This is a genomic window from Fundidesulfovibrio putealis DSM 16056, from assembly GCF_000429325.1.
GTDB classification, from domain to species: domain Bacteria; phylum Desulfobacterota; class Desulfovibrionia; order Desulfovibrionales; family Desulfovibrionaceae; genus Fundidesulfovibrio; species Fundidesulfovibrio putealis.
Genome location: NZ_AUBQ01000013.1, coordinates 263,518 through 281,845, shown reverse-complemented (window position 1 = coordinate 281,845; position 18,328 = coordinate 263,518). Strand labels below are relative to the sequence as shown.

The 18,328-nt window shown below is 64.6% G+C and carries 22 protein-coding genes; 12 read left to right on the top strand and 10 right to left on the bottom strand.

Going from position 1 to position 18,328, the window contains the following annotated elements; all coding sequences use genetic code 11:
• The first annotated feature begins 323 nt into the window (after window positions 1-323).
• The gene (locus tag G453_RS0111400; protein WP_027191179.1) at window positions 324-1,205 is read left to right on the top strand and encodes an EamA family transporter; all 882 of its coding nucleotides are present in this window, start codon (window positions 324-326) and stop codon (window positions 1,203-1,205) included.
• 103 nt (window positions 1,206-1,308) lie between these two features.
• On the opposite strand, the gene G453_RS0111395 is transcribed toward G453_RS0111400, so the two are convergent.
• The gene (locus tag G453_RS0111395) at window positions 1,309-1,854 is read right to left on the bottom strand and encodes an HD domain-containing protein (RefSeq protein WP_027191178.1); all 546 of its coding nucleotides are present in this window, start codon (window positions 1,852-1,854) and stop codon (window positions 1,309-1,311) included.
• Window positions 1,855-1,893: 39 nt separating this feature from the next.
• Here G453_RS0111395 and G453_RS0111390 point away from each other — a divergent pair, with 39 nt between their 5' ends.
• Both G453_RS0111390 and G453_RS0111385 read left to right on the top strand, forming a co-directional pair.
• A complete protein-coding gene (locus G453_RS0111390) occupies window positions 1,894-2,721 on the top strand; it encodes a WcbI family polysaccharide biosynthesis putative acetyltransferase (protein WP_027191177.1) in 828 nt (275 codons plus the stop codon).
• 26 nt (window positions 2,722-2,747) lie between these two features.
• Window positions 2,748-3,041: a hypothetical protein gene (locus G453_RS0111385; RefSeq protein WP_027191176.1), complete on the top strand. Its 294-nt coding sequence runs from the start codon at window positions 2,748-2,750 to the stop codon at window positions 3,039-3,041.
• 106 nt (window positions 3,042-3,147) lie between these two features.
• Here G453_RS0111385 and G453_RS0111380 read toward each other — a convergent pair whose 3' ends face one another.
• The 8 genes from G453_RS0111380 to G453_RS23575 form a co-directional block, all read right to left on the bottom strand.
• Window positions 3,148-3,453, bottom strand: coding sequence for a hypothetical protein (locus G453_RS0111380; RefSeq protein WP_027191175.1), 306 nt, complete (start codon window positions 3,451-3,453; stop codon window positions 3,148-3,150).
• Window positions 3,454-3,541: 88 nt separating this feature from the next.
• Window positions 3,542-3,784, bottom strand: a complete 243-nt coding sequence (locus G453_RS0111375) for a hypothetical protein (RefSeq protein WP_027191174.1) — start codon at window positions 3,782-3,784, stop codon at window positions 3,542-3,544.
• A gap of 72 nt (window positions 3,785-3,856) precedes the next feature.
• On the bottom strand, window positions 3,857-4,987 hold the full coding sequence (locus tag G453_RS0111370) for an aminotransferase class V-fold PLP-dependent enzyme (RefSeq protein ID WP_027191173.1): 1,131 nt from the start codon (window positions 4,985-4,987) through the stop codon (window positions 3,857-3,859).
• Between the two features lie 138 nt (window positions 4,988-5,125).
• Entirely contained in the window at window positions 5,126-5,539 is a 414-nt protein-coding gene (locus G453_RS0111365) for a DsrE family protein (RefSeq protein ID WP_027191172.1), read from the bottom strand.
• Between the two features lie 121 nt (window positions 5,540-5,660).
• Window positions 5,661-7,061, bottom strand: coding sequence for an MFS transporter (locus G453_RS23585; RefSeq protein WP_051272330.1), 1,401 nt, complete (start codon window positions 7,059-7,061; stop codon window positions 5,661-5,663).
• 161 nt (window positions 7,062-7,222) lie between these two features.
• Window positions 7,223-8,560, bottom strand: a complete 1,338-nt coding sequence (locus G453_RS0111350) for a glutamine synthetase family protein (RefSeq protein WP_027191171.1) — start codon at window positions 8,558-8,560, stop codon at window positions 7,223-7,225.
• 283 nt (window positions 8,561-8,843) lie between these two features.
• Window positions 8,844-9,806 (bottom strand): radical SAM protein, encoded by a 963-nt coding sequence (locus G453_RS23580; RefSeq protein WP_043645454.1) that lies wholly within the window; start codon window positions 9,804-9,806, stop codon window positions 8,844-8,846.
• A 109-nt stretch (window positions 9,807-9,915) separates the two neighbouring features.
• Window positions 9,916-11,271, bottom strand: a complete 1,356-nt coding sequence (locus G453_RS23575) for a diguanylate cyclase (RefSeq protein ID WP_051272329.1) — start codon at window positions 11,269-11,271, stop codon at window positions 9,916-9,918.
• A gap of 180 nt (window positions 11,272-11,451) precedes the next feature.
• Between G453_RS23575 and G453_RS0111335 the strand changes: the two genes are divergently transcribed.
• From G453_RS0111335 to fliQ, 7 genes are all read left to right on the top strand, one after another.
• Window positions 11,452-12,150 carry a YggS family pyridoxal phosphate-dependent enzyme gene (locus G453_RS0111335; protein WP_027191170.1) on the top strand — a complete coding sequence of 233 codons (699 nt, stop codon included), beginning with the start codon at window positions 11,452-11,454 and terminating at the stop codon, window positions 12,148-12,150.
• A gap of 127 nt (window positions 12,151-12,277) precedes the next feature.
• Window positions 12,278-12,865, top strand: coding sequence for a flagellar basal body-associated FliL family protein (locus tag G453_RS0111330; protein WP_027191169.1), 588 nt, complete (start codon window positions 12,278-12,280; stop codon window positions 12,863-12,865).
• Between the two features lie 9 nt (window positions 12,866-12,874).
• Window positions 12,875-13,852 carry a flagellar motor switch protein FliM gene (gene fliM / locus G453_RS0111325; RefSeq protein ID WP_027191168.1) on the top strand — a complete coding sequence of 326 codons (978 nt, stop codon included), beginning with the start codon at window positions 12,875-12,877 and terminating at the stop codon, window positions 13,850-13,852.
• Window positions 13,853-13,944: 92 nt separating this feature from the next.
• Window positions 13,945-14,502, top strand: coding sequence for a flagellar motor switch protein FliN (gene fliN, locus G453_RS0111320; protein WP_027191167.1), 558 nt, complete (start codon window positions 13,945-13,947; stop codon window positions 14,500-14,502).
• On the top strand, window positions 14,495-14,941 hold the full coding sequence (fliO, locus tag G453_RS27205) for a flagellar biosynthetic protein FliO (RefSeq protein ID WP_235731743.1): 447 nt from the start codon (window positions 14,495-14,497) through the stop codon (window positions 14,939-14,941). The genes fliN and fliO overlap by 8 nt, the downstream gene beginning before the upstream one ends.
• Window positions 14,847-15,614 carry a flagellar type III secretion system pore protein FliP gene (gene fliP, locus G453_RS0111315; protein WP_043645534.1) on the top strand — a complete coding sequence of 256 codons (768 nt, stop codon included), beginning with the start codon at window positions 14,847-14,849 and terminating at the stop codon, window positions 15,612-15,614. Before fliO ends, fliP begins: the two co-directional genes overlap by 95 nt.
• Window positions 15,615-15,634: 20 nt before the next feature.
• The gene (fliQ, locus tag G453_RS0111310) at window positions 15,635-15,904 is read left to right on the top strand and encodes a flagellar biosynthesis protein FliQ (protein ID WP_027191165.1); all 270 of its coding nucleotides are present in this window, start codon (window positions 15,635-15,637) and stop codon (window positions 15,902-15,904) included.
• A gap of 442 nt (window positions 15,905-16,346) precedes the next feature.
• Here fliQ and G453_RS0111305 read toward each other — a convergent pair whose 3' ends face one another.
• Window positions 16,347-17,201 carry a substrate-binding domain-containing protein gene (locus G453_RS0111305; RefSeq protein WP_027191164.1) on the bottom strand — a complete coding sequence of 285 codons (855 nt, stop codon included), beginning with the start codon at window positions 17,199-17,201 and terminating at the stop codon, window positions 16,347-16,349.
• A gap of 179 nt (window positions 17,202-17,380) precedes the next feature.
• On the opposite strand from G453_RS0111305, the gene G453_RS0111300 reads away from it, so the two are divergent.
• Both G453_RS0111300 and G453_RS0111295 read left to right on the top strand, forming a co-directional pair.
• Window positions 17,381-17,881: a nucleoside/nucleotide kinase family protein gene (locus tag G453_RS0111300; protein ID WP_027191163.1), complete on the top strand. Its 501-nt coding sequence runs from the start codon at window positions 17,381-17,383 to the stop codon at window positions 17,879-17,881.
• Entirely contained in the window at window positions 17,881-18,318 is a 438-nt protein-coding gene (locus tag G453_RS0111295; protein WP_027191162.1) for a DUF721 domain-containing protein, read from the top strand. Before G453_RS0111300 ends, G453_RS0111295 begins: the two co-directional genes overlap by 1 nt.
• Window positions 18,319-18,328 lie beyond the last annotated feature (10 nt).

Here is an 18,328-nt window from a genome sequence, read left to right as displayed (position 1 = left end):
ACCGATTTGAAGACGATTCGTCGCCCGCCCGCCAGAACCCGACCGTGACAGCACCCACCCACAGCCGTAGCCGGGCACGATGATTTCAAGAATTAGGAAGCCCAGAAACGCGGCTTTGCGCGTTTCTGGGCTTTAGAACAAGATTTTTGAAGCGTAACAGGTTATTACGCGAAGCTAACCGAGGGTCCAGGGGGATCATCCCCCTGGCGGGTGCAGGGCAGCGCCCTGCCAGGGTCTGGGACGGAGTCCCAGTATGGCTGGCACGGGCGGAGCCCTCTTTGCCGGCCGGAGGCGTCTTCCCCTCAACAAACAGGATAATTGCCGTGAAACCCAAGCATATACTTCTGGCGCTTGTCGTCGCCGCGCTCTGGGGCTGCAACTTCGTGGTCATCCGCATCGGCCTGGACTCGTTCCCGCCGCTGCTGTTGGCGGCGCTTCGCTTCGTGCTGGCCGCGCTGCCGGTGTTTTTCCTGCCGCGCCCGAACATCTCCTGGGGCCGCATGATTGCGCTGGGCCTGGCCTGGTTCGTGGGGCAGTTCAGCCTGCTGTTTTTGGGCATGGCCTGGGGCATGCCGCCGGGGCTGGCCTCGGTGGTGCTGCAATCCCAGGCGTTCTTCACCGTGGTGCTTGCGGCCGCCGTGCTGGGCGAGACCCCGACCTCGCGGCAGATGACGGGAACCTGCGTGGCCCTGGCCGGGCTTACGTTCCTCTCGCTCACGGCAGGGTCCGGCGGCGTGACCGTGCTGGGGTTCTCGCTGGTGATGGCGGCGTCGTTCTTCTGGGCCATCGGGAACATCATCATGCGCGGCGCGGGCAAGACGGACATGCTGCCGCTCATCGCGTGGCTCTCCATCATCCCGCCGCTGCCGCTGCTTGGCATGTCCTACCTGTTCGAGGGGCAGGAGCGGATCGTGCAGGCCATGACCCACATGAACTGGATGGGCGTTGGGTCGGTGGTGTATCTGACGGTGTTCGCCACATTCATCGGCTACGGCGGTTGGGGCAAGCTCCTGAAGACCTATCCGGCCAGCATGGTGGCTCCGTTCTCGCTGCTGATTCCGGTGTTCGGCACCGTCAGCGCCTATCTGGTCATGGGCGAGACCTTCGGCCCCATGCGCCTGCTCGGGATGGCCCTCATCCTGGCTGGCCTCGCCGTGATCGTCCTGCCGCGCTTCTCCCTCCGCCCTGCCCAAGCCAAACGATAATTCCCGCGTAGCTAACCGAGGGTCCAGGGGGATCATCCCCCTGGCGGGAGAGTCCAGAAGGGGCGGAGCCCTCTCTGGCCGCCGGAGGCATCCCCTCCCCCTCTTACTCTTTCACGCCAGCCATGGCCTCGATGGAGAGTTTCAGGAACTCGTCCAGCTCCAGCCCGGCCTGGGCGCACTCGTGTATGTTCTCGCGCCGGACGCTGCGGGCGAAGGCCTTGTCTTTCATCTTCTTCTTGATGCTTTTGATCTCCAGCCCTTCGAAGCCGGTGGGGCGCATGAGCACTGCCGCCTGGATGATGCCGGTGACGGACTCGGCGCAGCGCAGGGCGTAGTCCAGCTCTGATTCGGGCGCGACGCCGGTCATTTCGCTGTTGTGGGCGGCGATGGCGTGCAGGGCGTCGTCGGGGAGCTTCCCGGCCAGCAGTTCGCGGCTTACCAGGCCGTGGCGTTCGGGCTGGTCCTTGGTCTTGGGGTAGTCCAGGTCGTGCAGCAGCCCGGTGAGGCCCCAGAGTTCCTGGGTGGGTTCGTCCTTGCCCAGGCGCGCGGCCATGGCCCGCAGGATGGCCTGGGACTGGAGGGCGTGGAGCACCATGTGCTTTTCGGGTTCCTGGGAATTGACGAGCGCCAGGGCGTCGCGTGCGTTCATGTGTTCTCCTTGGACGCGGGATGTGTTAGGGAGCGGGTCATGCTGTCGTCAAAAAAGTTGTGCATCATCCACGGAAACTGTCAGGGTGAAACTCTGACGGCGCTGCTTGGGGCATCGCCGGAGTTCATGGCCGGCTATGAGGTGGAGTATTACGTCAACTTCACCCGGCATGCCATACCTGCGCGGAGCCTTGCGCGCTGCGGGCTGCTGTTGCACCAGCATCTGGGCGATGAGTGGGGCGAGCTGTCCTCGGCGAGCCTGAAGGCGGCGCTTGGGCCGGGTGCGCGCAGCCTGTGCATCCCCAACATGCTGTTCAAGGGGTACTGGCCGTTCTGGAGCAGCAAGCCGGGGTTCGATTACTCGGACGTGATGCTGGACAGCCTGCTGGAGCGCGGCCTTGGCAAGGACGAGGCCATGCTGGTGGCGGTGCGCGGCAACCTGGACCAGATGTTCGGCCTGGAGGCGCTGCTGCGCGAGACCCTGGCCGTGGAGCGGGGCAAAGAAAGGCTGTGCGACGTTCAGTATGTGGACATTATTGAAGAACGTTTCAGGAAGGAGAAGCTTTTCATGAGCGTGAACCACCCCGGCAGGACGCTCATGCTGCACGCGGCGGACGCGGTGCTTGCGAAGCTTGGCATGCCGGGGTTGCCGGAGAGCTACCGGCAGGCTTATCCCGAGGTCCAGTACGAATTCGAGCTGCCCATCCACCCGCAGGTGGCCGGGTTCCACGGGCTGGAATTCGTCCCGGAGGGGGCCACGTACACTATTTATGGCCACCCCATGACATATATTGAGTATATCGGGCTGTATCTGGATTGCAAACTGGCCGGGCGAAGCGACTTCATCCGGTATCTGCAGGGAAGATGAGCAACATTTTCACCAGGAGGGCAGGTATGGACGCTCCCAAGACCGTGTTTCCGGACATAATCTCGTCGAGGCTGGAAGACCTCTGGAACGCGCCGATTCCCGGCGAGGAGGCTCCCCAGTATTTCGAATCGTTGCGCAAGGCGGGCGAGAAGCTCCTGGAGCTCGTTCCGGAAGAGAGCACGGCAGAGGCCCAGATCCTCATGAGTGAGATGGAGGGCCTGACGGAGCGCATCCGGCACCTGTACGTGCGCTTCGCGTATATCCAGGGGCTCCAGGACGGCGGCAAGCTCAAGGAAGTGCTGGGCAGCACGGCGCGCTGAGGCGTGACGACGGAAAGCAGGAACATGCGCCGGGGACACGCGCGGCGCTTTTGCCGTGAAAAGGCTGGACGGGCATTGCCACGGGTACGAGGACGGGGCCGAAGCGTCAGCTTGGACGAAAGACGGGGCTCTGGTTGAGCTGGTCCCAGCGCCAGTACTTGTCGCAGACGTGCAGGGAATTCACGAACAGGTTGCGGTAGTCGCTGTCCGGGTTGGTGCAGCGGGCGCGTTCGTTCACCTCGGCGGTGACGCGCTCCTGGCTGAAGGCCTTGCGGGCCCCGGTCCAATAGTGGCAGGTGGCGCAGCAGCGACGTTCCTTGTCGAAGGACATGGCCCGGGCCGGGCGCGCCGGAAAAAGCGCGCCCCCGGACGCACACGCCAGGCAGAAGGACAGGAAGTCGCGGCGTTTCATGCGGTTTGACGCCTGCGGAGACTCCCGGCGCGTTGCGCAGGGTCAAACGTGCGCGCCCGAAGCGCGGCGCATGAGGCGCGAGGCAGGGTCATCCTTGGGCCTTCAGCGCGTCCAGGTCCGCCCGCACCGCTGTGGCCACCTTGTCGGCGAAGGCCAGGGCGATCTTCTGGGCGTCCTCAAGCGACGCGAACTTGTCCTTCAGGGTGCGCTGGCCCACCTGCACCTTCCATCCCGGCGGCGTGAGCCGCTCATAGACCACCGCCACCAAAAGGGCCTTGCCAAGGCTCATGTAGTAGGTCGAGTCGTCGTGCTTGGTCCATTCGATGCTCATGGGCGCTCCTTGATGCTTCCGGGCGGCGTGTACCATGCCCTGTGGGCCTGGGGAAACGGTCCTCTTTTCCCTTTATGTAGACAGGCTGCGTGACAAAACCGTGGTGAAGCGGTCCACGTCGGCGGCGCTGACGAACAGGTGCGGGGCCAGGCGCAGCGTGCCGCCGCGCGGGCTGACGTACACCTTCTCGCGGGCCATGGCCTCCGCGACCGGCTTGGCCGGGCCGTGGGGCAGGCGCAGCCCCAGCATGTGCGGGGCGCGCTCGGCTGCCGGGGTGGGGGTCAGGCCGAAGGCCTGCCCGTGCAGGGCCAGCTTGCGGGTGATTGTGCTCAGGGTTTCGGCGATGTTGGCCACGCCCCACTCGGAGAGGAGGCGCAAAGATTCGGTGGCCATGGGCAAAAGCACCGAGTTGGTCACCTCGCCCAGGTCGTAGCGGCGCGCGCCGGGGCGGTATTGGTTCTCGTATTCGGTCAGGCGCGAATAGTCCTCACTGCCCAGTCGGTTCTTCCAGTTCTCCTCGATGGGTTCGCCTTCGCGCCACTTGGGGGCCACGTAGCAGAAGCCCACGCCGTGCGGACACAGGAGCCACTTGTGGCCCGTGGCGGCCACGAAGTCCGGGCGCGCGGCCTCGAAATCAAAGGGCATGGCTCCAAGCGACTGGGTGGCGTCCACCACCAGATGCGCGCCCACGCGGTCGCAGGCGGCGCGCACCGCGCCCAGGTCGAACACGGTGCCGTCCATCCAGTGGCAGTGCGGCAGGGCCACCAGCCCTATGTCCCCGGTGATGGCCTCGATCACGGCCTCGGACCAGGTGCCCTCCTTGGGGCGCGGCAGGGCCTTCACGCGGCCCGGGGCCATGCGCAGCCAGGGGAACACGTTGGAGGGGAACTCCTCGTGCAGCACCAGCACGTTGCGGTTGGCGTCGAGGGGGAGGTTGCGTGCCGCGACGGCCATGGCGAAGGACACGGAGGGAACCAGGGCCACGCCCTCGGCGTCGCAGCCCAGAATTTTGGCGAACCCGGCGCGGGCGGCTTCCGGGCCGTTCGGCAGGCCCTCAGGCCCGATGAGCCAGGGGGTGCGCTTGAAAGCCATGGCCTCGCGCCCGGCCTGTTCCGCCGAGGCGGGCAAGGGGGAGGTGGAGGCGCAGTTCAAGTAGACGACGTCGTCGGGGATGGCAAAAAGCTGGCGCTGACTGGGAATCATGGCTTCTCCTGGCTGCGTGATGCGGGGCAGGATACCCGGATGCCTGGGAAGTTCAAGCGGGGAAAGCCGGACGGAGCCGCCGGATAGGCTGCGGGAGCGCGTCGGCACTGCCCGCAGCGTGCGATGCGCCTGGAGCGGCTACCAGGAGAGGGTCTTGGTGCCGTCCTTGAACAGTGCCGGGCCGGTGATGTCGGGGCTGGTGATCTTCGCGCCTTCAATCAGGTCCGCCTCGGCCACGCCGAATTTCTTGCTGCACATGGGGCACACGAGGACCGCGCCGCCCTTGGCCGCGATGTCCGAGAGCATCTTCTGCTGCTCGGCGAACTGGGCGGCGTTCTTCCTGCTGGCCACCAGCACACCCTTGTCGTTCAGGTACACGGTGAGCGCGTGCCCGCGCTGCATCTGGGCCTGCCCGAAGCCGATGGCCATGAGCGTGCGGTGCGGGTCGTCGCTGGTGAGGTTTATGAACAGGGGGTCGTCTTTGCCCGCCAGTGCCGGGGCTGCGAACAGGACCAGGGCCAACAGGACGGACAGCACGTTCAGCTTGCGCATGGGGGTCTCCTGTGAATGAGTTATGCCAGGATATACAGAGGCGCACGGCGTGCGGCAAGCTTTGTCTGCCGGGTGGAGGCGACGTCGTCGGGAATGGCGAAAATCTGGCGCATGGCGGCAATCATGGCTTCTCCTGGCTGCGCGCTGCGTGCGGCTTTGCCGCTCCCAGAAAGGCCAGCACGGAGCCGAACAGGCAGGTGCACCCGAAAAGGGTAAGCAGCAGGCGCATGGCCGTGTGATACTGCGCGAACACCTCCGCCCCGAGGGGCCTGTTCCCAACGAAATGCGAGATGACAAGCGTGATCAGCACCATGCCGCAGGTCATGCCCAGGGTGCGGGTCTGGCCGGTGAGGGCGGAGGCTACGCCGTAGCGTTGCGGGGCCACGCCGGACATGACCCCGGCCATGTTCGGCGCGGCGAACAGTCCGATGCCGAGCCCCACCACCGCCAGGACGGCGATGACCGTTCCCTGACCGGACCCTGCGTCCAGGGTGGAGGCCAGAAGCAGTCCGGCGGCCACGAACAATGCCCCGGACCCGGCCATGAGGTGCACGGGAAGCCTGTCTGAAAGCCGTCCGGTGAACGGGGAAACCAGACATTGCACAAGGGGCTGGAAGGCCAGCAAAAGTCCTGCTTCGGACGGATTCATGTTGCGGCCGTATTGCAGGTAAAGGCTCAGCAGGAAGCTCGCGCCGAAGGCTGAGGAATAGATCAGGAACATGGCCGCCATGCCGAGCGAGAAAGCGCGGTTGCCGACGAAGAGCCTCAGGTCGAGCAGCGGAGATGGGCTTGCGCGCTCCACCAGCAGGAAGGCGGCCAGCGTCGCCGCGCCACCGGCCATGGACATCCACCCCGCCATGCTTTCCGTGTGCGCGCTGCCGTACGTGAGCAGGCCGATGCACACGACGCACAGCACCGCGCCCGTCCAGTCGAAGCGCTCGCCCGGCTTGGGCCGCAGCCGCCAGTCCAGATTGCGCAGGCATATGGCCAGCGAAACCAGGCACGGGAGCATGCCCAGATAGAACACCCAGCGCCAGCCCAGGTGCGTGGTTATCACCCCGCCCAGGAAAGGGCCGCCGGAGATGCCCAGGTAGATACCCGCCACGCTGATGCCCAGGGCGCGGCCCCTGGTCTGCGGCGGGAAGGCGTCGTAGAGGAGCGCCAGGCCCGTGGCCAGGGTCATGGCCCCGCCGAACCCCTGCACTGCGCGCAGGGCCAGAAAGCCCGCCATGTCCGGGGCGAAGGCCAGCGACAGCGAACTCGCGGTGAAGATGGCAAGCCCCGCCAGGAAGACGCCTCCGCGCCCCAGAATGTCGGCGGCGCGTCCGAGAGGCAGCAGGAACATGGCGTTGACAGCCAGGAACACGGACTCGACCAGGGTGAGTTGGATGGCCGTGGCGCCAAGATCGCGCCCGATGGAGGGCAGGCAGACACCCACGGCCGACAGCATGAAAGGCACCGCGCACTGGGTAACGACCACGGCGGTAAGGATGGCCCATTGTTTCGATGTATCGGTGTTCACGGCATTCTCGTGTTGGGGAGTTTCCTTTCGGAAACGCTTGCGGATGGTACAGTCCAGGACCGCTGCTGCGGCCGTCTGGTTACCGGATGGAATAAAAAGGCCGCCCGTATCCGGGCGGCCTCCATGCGTTGTGAATCGTCTGAATCGCCTGATCGGGCAGGCTACAGAATGGGCAGGTAGCGCTCGATCTCGTACTCGGTGATCTGCATGCGGTACTTGTCCCACTCGTCGTACTTGTAGTTCACCAGGGCGGCGTGCAGGTGGTCGCCCAGGATGTCCTTCATGAGCGCGGACTTCTCCAGGTTCTCCACGGCCTCGTGCAGGCTGCCGGGCAAGGATGAGATGCCGTGCTTCTTCATCTCGCGCTCGTCCATGTGGAAGATGTTGTCCTCCACGGGCTTGGCCAGCTTGTAGTTGTCCTCGATGCCCTTGAGGCCCGCGCCCAGCATCACCGCGAAGGCCAGGTAGGGGTTGGCGGCCGGGTCGGGCGAGCGCAGCTCGATGCGCGTGGCGGACTCCTTTCCGGGCTTGTACATGGGCACGCGGATCAGCGCCGAGCGGTTGCGCTGCGCCCAGGCGATGTACACGGGGGCCTCGTAGCCGGGAACGAGGCGCTTGTAGGAGTTCACCCACTGGTTGGTGACCAGGGTGAACTCGGGCGCATGCTTGAGTAGTCCCGCGATGTAGGCCTGGGCCTCGGTGGAGAGGTGGTTGGGGGAGGAGGCGTCGTAGAAGGCGTTTTTGGATCCCTTGAACAGCGACTGGTGCACGTGCATGCCCGAGCCGTTCTCGCCGAACAGGGGCTTGGGCATGAACGAGGCGTAGCAGCCGTGCTTGCGCGCCACTTCCTTGACCACCACGCGGTAGGTGATGGCGGTGTCGGCCATGGCCAGGGCCTCGTTGTAGCGCAGGTCGATCTCGTGCTGGGAGGGGGCCACCTCGTGGTGGGAGTACTCCACGCCGATGCCCATGGATTCCAGGGCGAAGATGATGTCGCGGCGCACGTCGTTGGCCAGGTCCAGGGGCGGAGCGTCGAAGTAGCCGCCACGGTCCAGGATTTTGGGCTCGGAGGAGTTGGCGAAGAGAAAGAACTCCAGCTCAGGGCCGACGAAGTAGGTGTAGCCGAGATCCGCCGCGCGCTTGAGCATGCGCTTGAGCACATAGCGCGAGTCTGCGGCAAAGGGCGTGCCGTCGGGGTTTCGCACGTCGCAGAACAGGCGCGCCACCGGGCGGTCGCTGGGACGCCAGGCCACCAGTTGGAAGGTGGAGGGGTCCGGGAAGGCCACCATGTCGGATTCGTGGATCTTGGTGAATCCGGTGATGGACGAGCCGTCGAAGCCCATGCCCTCGTCGAAGGCGGCTTCCAGCTCGCGCGGGGTGATCTGGAAGCTTTTGAGCATTCCCAGGATGTCGATGAACCAGAACTGGACGAAGGAGACGTTATAGTCCTTCACAGCCTTCAGAACATCGTCGGCATTCTTGCATTTGAAAACCGCCATGGCAGTCCTCCATGTGGGGTCGTTTGTTTCGCTCCCCGAAACCGGGGCATGAATTTGCTATTTTTACCCGAAAGGGGGGGGCGCTTCAAGGCGAAAAGGGGGGCGTGAGTAACAAAAATGTAAGAAGGCTTGAAGGCTACTCCAAGGAGCTGATTTCATGTGTTTTCTGGTCTCTTCATCGCGCTTCGGCTGTCAGGCTGAGGCCTGTTCGCCGGTCCAATGTCCGCCTGCGGGGAGAGCGCCGGATGCCGCTGCCGTCCGCTTGAGCGGCCCGGCAGGCAACTCATTGCCTGGAGCCGTCCAGGAAGGCCCGGAGCAGCCGCTCGATCTGCGCGGGCGTGCGTTCGTCGAAGCGGGTGATGCCCGCCTGTTCGGCCTGCTGGCGGGCCTCGCGGAACTCCTCCGGGGTCAGGGGCCGGTCCAGGGGTGGATTTCCGGGGGCCTTGGCGCAGGGGCGGTACTGGTCCATGAGGTTCACGTAGGTGTCGGGCGAAATGTCGCGCGCCAGATACTCCATCCAGTCGCACGTTCCGGCCAGCCCGCCGGGCAGCACAAGGTGGCGCACCAGCAGGCCGCGCGTTGCCAGCCCGTGCGAGTCCAGGCGCAGGTCGCCCACCTGGGCGTGCATGGCCTTCACGGCCCGGCGCGCGGTGGCCGGGTAGTCGGCCACGCCGCACAGGGCGCGGGCGGTTTCCGGGTCCGCGAACTTCACGTCCGGCATGTAGATGTCCACCACGCCCTTCAGCAGGGCCAAAGTCTCCAGGCTGTCGTACCCGCCTGTGTTGTAGACCAGGGGCAGTGCGAGGCCCCCCTGCACGGCCAGGGGCAGGGCCTCGAGCACCTGGGCGGCCACGTGGCTGGGGGTGACCAGGTTGATGTTGGCCGCGCCCTGGGCCTGGAGCGAGAGCATGATGTCGGCGAGCTCGCGCGGGGTGACTTCTTCGCCGCTTTCGGGTTGGCGGCTGATGTCCTCGTTCTGGCAGAACAGGCACTCCAGGTTGCAGCCGCTGAAGAAAATCGCGCCGGAGCCGCCTTGGCCCACCAGGCAGGACTCTTCGCCGAAGTGCGGGGCGTAGCTGGCCACGCGGGCCAGACGCCCCACGCCGCAGGCTCCGGGCTCGCCCTCCAGGCGGTTCACGCCGCACTCTCGCGGGCACAGGCGGCAGGAGCGCATGAGGGCAAGCGCCGCGTGCGCCCTGGGAGCCAGCAGGCCCTGGCCGCTCATGGGGATGTAGGCGGGAAGCATGACTGGACCATAACGCACGCGCAAAAATCAGGGAATGGGTTTTTGCCGGTGCGGGGTGCGTGAACGCCCGAGGTCGCCGCTTTGAAAATCAGAAACCGGTTTTCGGCAATCAAAGCAGTGGTTCTTTTTGATCGGGTTCATGCCCTTCGGGGGTGGATGGTGAAACGCTCCCCTCGCTCCGCACGCAGTTTCTTCCGGCGGATTTTGCGGCATACAAAGCCTTGTCCGCCCGGCGCAGCAGGTCTTCGGCGACGGCGGACGCGCCATCCCATGGCGTTCCTCCCTGGGGTTCCAGCGCAGCACATCCGAAGCTGGCCGTCACCCGCAGCGCCCCGCCCTCGCGCGTGGAGAACTCCGTGCCTTCCAGCGCGGCGCGGATCTTCTCGGCAACGGCGCACGCGCCTTCCATCCCGATGCCGGGCAGAAGCAGCAGGAACTCCTCTCCGCCGAAGCGCACCGCGAGGTCCGTCTCGCGGATGTGCTCCCTCATGAGTCCGGCCAGTCCTGCCAGCACGTGGTCCCCGGCCTGATGGCCGAAAGTGTCGTTGACGGCCTTGAAGTGGTCCACGTCCAGCATCACGGTGCCCACCGGAATTTTGTAGCGGGCGGCCCGCGCCGCCTCCTCCCTCAGGCGCTCGAAGAGGAAGGCGCGGTTGTACAGCCCGGTGAGCGGGTCCGTGAGGGCCATGGACTCGAGTTCCTGCTGGGCCGTGCGCAGCCTGCCCATCAGCTTGAAGATGAATACGTAGAGCGTTCCCAGGAGCAACACCAGCGTGCCCACGCACACCAGTATTATCGCGGTGCCGGACTCGGTCTGGGCGCGGTGAACGCCGCTTATGTCGAAGCGCACGCTGATGCCGCCGCGTACCTCCCCGGCCTTGTAGCCCTGCTTGGCATGGCAGGGCAGGCAGTCGCTCTCCACGTAGAGCGGGGCCATGAAGCGGAAATAGGTTCCGTCCTGCCCTGCCTGCGTGATGGAGACCTCGGTCGCGCCGGACTCGAAGCTTTTCAGGGCTTCGCGCTCGAAGGTGTCCGGCACGTTGGCGGGATTGAGGGGGTTCAGGCTGGTGATGTGGAAGGTGAACATGCCGTGCTTGTCCGCCAGCCCTGAAATCTCGCGGGTCATGAGCGAGGGGTTCTTCAGGGTGAACACCCTGCCGTCGCTGGTGGTCAGGTCCGGGTGCTCCAGGTAGGGGTTCGATTCGACGCCGGGGCCTTTCTCCACGTAAACGCTGCCATACATGGCGTTCCATTCGCGCATGAGTTGCACGTCGTGAATGTGGGCGCGGGCGCGGGTCGTCACCTCGTCGCGCAGGGCGTCGCGGTTGCGTAGGAACAGCACGGTGAAGATCGCCAGCACGATCACGGAAACGGCGAGGCTCACGCTCAGGGTGAAGCGCTTCCAGATTTCAGGCTTCGCGGTGACCGCGCGGGAGGGCGCGGCCTGGGCTGCGGATGCGTGCACGGCGGATACCCTGGCCCGTTTGGAGGTGGACGCCTGTGTGTGGCATCCTCAAAATGAATGTACGTTTATGTGCCGTTCGCGCATCAGCGCGGGCCGTTTTCTATACTTTCGTGGTCCGCATGTCCACGGAGGGCGCGCTTCCCCATTTTCCATCGGCGCTGTTTGTGTTACCGGGTGGACATGCAGGAACCGCAAACCCCCGGCGAGCGCCTGGCGCGCGTGAACGAGCGCATCCTGCGGGCCTGCGCCCGCTCCGGGCGCGATCCGTCCACAGTGTCGCTGGTGGCCGTTTCCAAGACCCACGAGGCCTCCGCCGTGGCCGCCCTGGCCCAGGCCGGGCAGGGGCTTTTCGGCGAGTCCTACGTTCAGGAAGCCTTGCCCAAGATGGAATCCCTGGCCGGGCTGAACCTGCGCTGGCACTTCATAGGCCGCTTGCAGAAGAACAAGGCCAAGTACGTGACCGGGCGCTTCGAGTTGATCCACTCAGTTGATTCGATTGAGCTGGCCCATATGTTGCATAAAAAATCCGGAGCTTTGGGCCTGATCCAGCCGGTGCTTGTGCAGGTCAACCTGGGGGGCGAATCCCAGAAGGCCGGATGCTCCCTGGACGACACGCTGCCCCTGGCCGAGGCCGTGGCCGCCATGGGCGCTCTCGCGCTCAGGGGCGTGATGCTGCTGCCGCCCTGGGACGAGAACCCCGAGGCCAATCGAGGGCTTTTCGCCCAGGCCGAGCGGCTGCGCCAGGATATTTCGGCGCGCCTCGGCATGGCCCTGCCCGAGCTGTCCATGGGCATGTCCCACGACCTGGAGCAGGCCGTGGAGGAAGGGGCCACCCTGGTGCGCGTGGGCACCGACCTGTTCGGAAGCCGAAACACCTGATCTGATTTTTACTGTGGCGTTCTTAAATACGCTCACACAAGTTATGAAGCTGAACCAAGAGAACCATTTTTTTTATTTTTGAAAAACATATTCATGTTTTTCAAAAACGCGACACTAGGAGCCGGAAATGGCCAAGATCGAAGAAGAAGACGACGGCGCAGCGCCGAAAAAGAAAAAAAGCAAGCTGCTGCTCATCATCATCCTGGTGGTGCTCCTGGCCGCCCTGGGCGGCGGCGGCTATTTCGCGTACCTGAAGTTCCTCGCGCCTCCTCCGCCCGAGACTGCCGAGGCCGCGCCCGCCGAGGGCGAGAAGAAGGACGAAAAGAAGAAAGAAGAAAAGAAAGACGAGAAAAAGGACGAGAAGAAAAAGGAAGAGGGCGCCAGCCACGGCAAAAAGGACGACAAGGGCGCCAAGCCCGTGACCACCATACAGAACATCGTCACCAATCTGGCTGATCCGGGCGGCAAGCGCTACGTGCGCCTCTCCGTGGAGTTCGACTTCAAGGACGAGCACGTGGCCCAGGAATTCGGCGAGAAATATCAGGCCAGGATCAAGGACACCATCCTCACCCTCTTGTGGTCCAAGACCAGCGAGGAGCTTTCCAGCGTGGACGGCATGATCGCCTTCCGCACCGAGCTGCAAAGCCGCGTGAACCAGATCATGGGGCCTGGAGCGGTCAAGCAGGTGTTCATCACCGACAGGGTCATCCAGTAGGGAACAGCCATGAGCAAGATTCTCAGCCAGGACGAGGTCGATACCTTACTGCGCGGCCTCACCGGCGGCGAAGTGGAGGCCGACTCCGAGATACTGGAAGACGATTCCGGCATCGTCGCCTTCGACCTGTCCAACCAGGACCGGATCATTCGCGGGCGCATGCCCGTCATGGAGATCATAAACGACCGCTTCGCGCGGCTGGCCACCAACGCCCTGGCCAACGCCATGCGCAAGCGCGTGGACGTGAACCCCATCTCCATCGACATGTCCAAATTCGGCGACTTCATGCGAAGCCTCCCCGTGCCCACCTCCATCAACATCTTCAAGCTGGACCCGCTGCGCGGCAACGCCATCCTGGTGGTGGATTCGCGGCTGGTGTTCGCCCTGGTGGAGAACTTCTTCGGCGGCGCAGGCAGCCAGCCCAAGGTGGAAGGCCGCGACTTCACGCCCATCGAGCAGGCCATCATCCAGAAGGTGGTCAAGATCGCCCTGGCCAACCTGGAGGACGCCTGGAGGCCGGTGCACGAGGTGCACATCGAGTTGATCCGCTCCGAGATCAACCCCCAGTTCGCGGCCATCGTGCCGCCCTCGGACGTGGTGGTCGTGGTCACCTTCGAGGTGGAGCTTGAGAACGCGATCGGATCCATGATCGCCTGCCTGCCCTACGCCACCATCGAGCCCATCCGCTCCAAGCTGTACGCCTCCTTCCAGTCCGAGCGCCTGGAAGTGGACCACGCCTGGATCAGCCGCTTCAAGGAGCGGCTCATGGAGACTCCGGTGGAGGTGGTGGTGGAGTTCGGCAAGACCCAGCTCTCCGGCAGGCAGCTCCTGTCCCTGAAGGAGGGCGACATCATCCTCCTGGACACCGACGCCGAGGACCTCCTGAAGGCCGAGGTGCAGGGCGTGCGCAAGTTCTGGGGAATTCCGGGCAATGTGAAGTCCAACAAGGCCTTCCAGGTGCACCGGGAAGAGGAAACGCATTTCTGACGCTCCGGGGCGCGTATGCGCCTCGCGGCCTGAGGACGGTATTTTGCGGCGCGCCCAGCGCGCCGGCGCACACTTAAGGGGAGGTGGCTCTGATGGCCCCCGACGATATCGATCAGGATCAATTGGCAGCCGAATGGGCCGCCGCGCTTGAAGACGACAAGGGCGGAGGCGACGTCGACCCCTTTGAGGCCGCCATGGGCGCGGTTGCCGCTGGCGCCGGAGGCGGTGGCGACGACGCCCTGGCCGAACAGTGGGCCGCCGCGCTGGCTGGCGAGGAGGAGAGCACGGTCAAGCGCGAGCGCGAGCAGGCCACGCTCTCCGCCAAGAGCCGCGAGGCGTCGTTCAAGGATTTGACGCAGGAGTCCAAGGCTCCGCGCCCCGAAACCGGGCGGCGCGACCTGGACTTCATCCTGGACATCCCCCTGGACGTGTCTGCGGAACTCGGGCGCACCAAGCTCCTCATCAACGAGCTGTTGCAGCTGGGCCAGGGCTCGGTCATCGAGTTGAACAAGCTGGCTGGCGAGCCGCTTGAGATCTACGTCAACGGCAAGCTGGTGGCGCGCGGCGAGGCAGTGGTGATAAACGAGAAGTTCGGCGTGCGCCTGACCGACATCATAAGCCCCATTGAGCGGGTGAAACAGCTTGGCTGACGTCACCGCACCCATTACCGCACCCACGTCGCTGGGCGCGGGCGGCGCGGCCATCCAGATGGCCGTGGCCCTGCTGCTGATACTGTTCGTCATTTTGCTGGCGTATTACCTGCTCAAGCGCTTCGGCCCGCGCCTGGGGCTTGGCGGGGCCGCAAAGGCCCACGGCATGCGGGTGGAGAGCTATCTCACCCTGGGACCCCGGAAGAATATTATGGTGGTCCGCTTCTTGAATAAGCTTTTGGTGCTCGGGGTCACGGACCAGAGCATCAATCTGCTGACAGAGGTGGACGCACACGATGGACAAGAGAATTTCCAAGCCGTTCTCGAGAACGCCAGCCGCAGCCCTGACCCTGGCGGAGAACCCGGCGGTCCTGGCGCTGGCGGCGCTTCTGGGGCTGGCGGCGGTCCTGGCCCTTCCGGCCCTGGTACAGGCGGCTGAGCCCACCCTGACGCTCAATCTGGCAGCCGGGCAGCAGCAGCCCGAAAAGGTCAGCCTGACCCTCCAGATTCTGTTCCTCTTGACGGTGCTGTCGCTTGCGCCGTCCATCATCCTCTGCGTCACGTCCTTCACCCGCATCATCGTGGTGTTCTCGTTTCTGCGCCAGGCCATGGGCACCGGCCAGATGCCGCCCAACCAGATACTGGCAAGCCTCGCCATCTTCATGACCGTGGTCATCATGTATCCCACGGGCAAGCAGATCTACGAGGAAGCGCTCAATCCCTACATGGAGGAGCGCCTGGGCTTCACCGAGGCCCTCAAGAAGGCCGAACAGCCCCTGCGGACCTTCATGTTCAAGCACACCCGCGAGAAGGACCTCTCCGTCTTCTACAGCATCACCAAGATCGACCAGCCCAAGGGCAAGGACGACGTGCCCACGGTGATGCTGGCCGCCGCCTACATGATAAGCGAGCTCAAGACCGGCTTCACCATCGGGTTCCTGGTGTACATCCCCTTCCTGGTGCTGGACATGGTGGTTTCGAGCGTGCTGCTGGCCATGGGCATGATGATGCTGCCCCCGGCCATGGTGTCCATGCCCTTCAAGCTGCTCCTGTTCGTCATGGTTGACGGCTGGAGCCTCATGACGGCCTCGCTGGTCAACAGTTTCGTCTAACGCGCCAAGGAGATAACGTCATGACCCCCGAAGTAGTCATAGGGTTCGCCCGCTCCGCCATCGAGACCACGCTTTTGCTCTCCATGCCCATGCTGGCGGTGAGCCTGGTGGTGGGCGTGGTGCTCTCCGTGCTCCAGGCCGCCACGCAGATCCAGGAGGCCACGCTCACCTTCGTGCCAAAGATCGTGGCCATGTTCCTTGCCATCATCATAGCCTTCCCCTGGCTCATGGACACCATGATCACCTTCACGCGCGACTTGATGCTCAATCTTCCCGCATACATAAAATGACAAAAGCAAGGCCCGGACGGTACGAGAACCGTCCGGGCCTGTATCGAACCCCTCTGGCAGGAGGTGGTGTCGGGCTGGTGACGCCTTGCGGCGTCTGGCGCGGGATGCTTGAAGCGTCCCGCGACTCTTGTTTCAGCAGTTCGTCCTACGACTTTGCGATCAAAATTGCGGCACGCTCTGGATGCGCGTCCGCGAAATCAGTCCGTACAGCCCAGTCGCGCAGACAGGGAAACCCTGTCGCTTTGTTATCCGTTGGAAAGCAAACGCATGCTTTTCCAAGGACGCCCGACAGAGTTTCTCTGAGCATCGCTCGGTATCGCCACATTTCCGCTCTTCCTGAATCCCCGCCGGAATACGCAATAACTATAAGGGATTCCAAAGGGCGCAGCCCTTTGCCCGCCGGAGGCTGTCTTCCGTCAGCCTCGCCGCCCCGCCCCATCACCTACTGGTCGTACTTCTTCGCATAGGCCGCGTCGTTGTACAGGGCCTCCCCGTACTCCGCCTTCCCGAATCCCCGAATGATGTCCTGCCCTTTTTCCGACGCAACAAAGTCGATGAACGCGGCGGCAGTGTCTGCGCCAGCTGTCGCTCCCGCGGGCTGGGCCAGGGCGTGGTAGGTGTTCACCAGCATCTTGTCGCCCTGGAAGAGGATCTTGAGCCCCGGCAGATTCTTCTTCTCGGCCACCCAGGTGCTGGAATCGGTCATGAAGTAGCCGGACTCGGACTGCGCGCGCTTGAGCGTGGCGGTCATAAAATCCTTGGTGACGATGTACCAGGGGCCAGAGGGCTCGATACCTGCGGCCTTCCACACGGCCATCTCCTTCTGGTGGGTGCCGGAATTGTCCCCGCGCGAAAGGAAGGGGGCCTTGGCCTTGGCGATGTCCTGGTAGGCCTGGACGGCGGTCTTGGCTGTGGCGATTTTGGCCGGGTCGGCGGCGGGACCCACGATGAAGAACTCGTTTGAGCCGATGAGCGTCTTCTTAACGGCCCAGCCGTCCTTCACGGCCTGATCCACCTTGGCCGGGGCGTGCACCATGACCATGTCCACGTGTTTGGCCTTGAGGAGGTCCAGCGACTCGCCGGTCCCGGCCTTCAGCCACTTGAGGGTCGCGCCGTTCTGCTTGGCGAACGCCTCGCCCAGTACTTTCAGCAGGCCCAGTTCGCCGGGGCTGCCGGTGGCCAGCGTGAACACCTTGGGGCCGTTGCCGTAGGTCTCGATGGTGGCGGACTGCGCCAAAGCCAGACAGGGGGTCAGGAGCAACAGCAGGGTAGCCAGGAAGGGGCGCGCGAGGTGCATGGGTCGCTCTCCTATGTCAGTGTTGGCATAGATGTAGCCTGGGCCAAGCGGCGGCGTCAAGGCTGGGGCGCATTGTTGGCGCTCCTGGACGGCGGAGTGTGGCACGACGGCCAGCACCGCTGGGCGCTCGGAGCCGCTCGAGTCTTTGACTTTTGCCCCAAAGCGGCTAGGTTGCGCGCATGAAGGTTCCCGCAAACGCCATCAAGCTTCGTGTCGACGTCCAGGAAGAGGACGCGACCAGGACCTTTCCGGGCGATCTGGCCCAGGCCTCCATCGGCGGGGCCTCGGGCAACCTGTTTTTCATCGGCCTGCCCGGCGTGGGACGGCGCGATCTGGCCCGGGCCTCTGCCGGGGCGCTTGGCCTTGCCTTTGTGGACGCCGATTCGCCGCACGCGCTGAAGGCTGTCCTGGGCGGCTCCGGGCAGTCGGTGGCCGTCACGGGCGTCGCCCTGAACGACGCGCTCATCCAGGCCCTGCGCTCCTCCGGCAAGGTGTTCTACATCATGACTGCGGCCCCCATCCTGGCCAAGCGCCTGGGCGACGTCTCGCGCCTGGAGGAGCTGGCCGCCGAGGTGGAGCGGCTGGACCCCGTGTTCATGCGCGCGGCGCACTTCATCATGCCTCTGGCCGCAACGCCCGAGGAGATGCTCGAGGACGTGCGCGAGAAGGCGCGGCTCTGATGCGCATGCTCGGGGAGCTGATCGTGGGTTTCGCCAGCAGGCAGGACGCCGCGACGGGATTCAGGCTGGCCATGCTCTGGCCGCGTTGGCGCGAGGTGCTGGGCGACGCCGCGCCCTATGCCAGGCCGCTCGGACACAGGCGCACGATCCTGCTTCTGGGCGTGGACGATCCCATCGCCATGCAGGAGTGCCAGTACGACGCGCCGCTGGTTCTGGAGCGGGTGAATGCGTTTCTGCGGCAGCAAATCTTTGACAAAGTCCAATTCGATCTGCTACAGGGCAAAACCCCTCTGGATGCAGTACCCGGTACGGCGCCCGCCTTCTGGCGGCCACCGCCGCCGAGGATCGCCCGTCTGGGGGGACTTAGCCTGGATCCGAACACTGCTGTGGGGCGCTCGTACGCGGCCTACGTCCGCCAGTTTGGCCCCGGCAGGTGACAAATCTATT

What these genes read in the sequence shown, in the direction of transcription:
- G453_RS0111395 (WP_027191178.1), bottom strand. Translation starts at nt 1,854, where the DNA reads ATGAACGCACGCGACGCCCTGGCGCTCGTCAATTCCCAGGAACCCGAA.
- G453_RS0111390 (WP_027191177.1), top strand. Translation starts at nt 1,894, where the DNA reads ATGCTGTCGTCAAAAAAGTTGTGCATCATCCACGGAAACTGTCAGGGT.
- G453_RS0111385 (WP_027191176.1), top strand. Translation starts at nt 2,748, where the DNA reads ATGGACGCTCCCAAGACCGTGTTTCCGGACATAATCTCGTCGAGGCTG.
- G453_RS0111380 (WP_027191175.1), bottom strand. Translation starts at nt 3,453, where the DNA reads ATGAAACGCCGCGACTTCCTGTCCTTCTGCCTGGCGTGTGCGTCCGGG.
- G453_RS0111375 (WP_027191174.1), bottom strand. Translation starts at nt 3,784, where the DNA reads ATGAGCATCGAATGGACCAAGCACGACGACTCGACCTACTACATGAGC.
- G453_RS0111370 (WP_027191173.1), bottom strand. Translation starts at nt 4,987, where the DNA reads ATGATTCCCAGTCAGCGCCAGCTTTTTGCCATCCCCGACGACGTCGTC.
- G453_RS0111365 (WP_027191172.1), bottom strand. Translation starts at nt 5,539, where the DNA reads ATGCGCAAGCTGAACGTGCTGTCCGTCCTGTTGGCCCTGGTCCTGTTC.
- G453_RS0111350 (WP_027191171.1), bottom strand. Translation starts at nt 8,560, where the DNA reads ATGGCGGTTTTCAAATGCAAGAATGCCGACGATGTTCTGAAGGCTGTG.
- G453_RS23580 (WP_043645454.1), bottom strand. Translation starts at nt 9,806, where the DNA reads ATGCTTCCCGCCTACATCCCCATGAGCGGCCAGGGCCTGCTGGCTCCC.
- G453_RS0111335 (WP_027191170.1), top strand. Translation starts at nt 11,452, where the DNA reads ATGCAGGAACCGCAAACCCCCGGCGAGCGCCTGGCGCGCGTGAACGAG.
- G453_RS0111330 (WP_027191169.1), top strand. Translation starts at nt 12,278, where the DNA reads ATGGCCAAGATCGAAGAAGAAGACGACGGCGCAGCGCCGAAAAAGAAA.
- fliM (WP_027191168.1), top strand. Translation starts at nt 12,875, where the DNA reads ATGAGCAAGATTCTCAGCCAGGACGAGGTCGATACCTTACTGCGCGGC.
- fliN (WP_027191167.1), top strand. Translation starts at nt 13,945, where the DNA reads ATGGCCCCCGACGATATCGATCAGGATCAATTGGCAGCCGAATGGGCC.
- fliQ (WP_027191165.1), top strand. Translation starts at nt 15,635, where the DNA reads ATGACCCCCGAAGTAGTCATAGGGTTCGCCCGCTCCGCCATCGAGACC.
- G453_RS0111305 (WP_027191164.1), bottom strand. Translation starts at nt 17,201, where the DNA reads ATGCACCTCGCGCGCCCCTTCCTGGCTACCCTGCTGTTGCTCCTGACC.
- G453_RS0111300 (WP_027191163.1), top strand. Translation starts at nt 17,381, where the DNA reads ATGAAGGTTCCCGCAAACGCCATCAAGCTTCGTGTCGACGTCCAGGAA.
- G453_RS0111295 (WP_027191162.1), top strand. Translation starts at nt 17,881, where the DNA reads ATGCGCATGCTCGGGGAGCTGATCGTGGGTTTCGCCAGCAGGCAGGAC.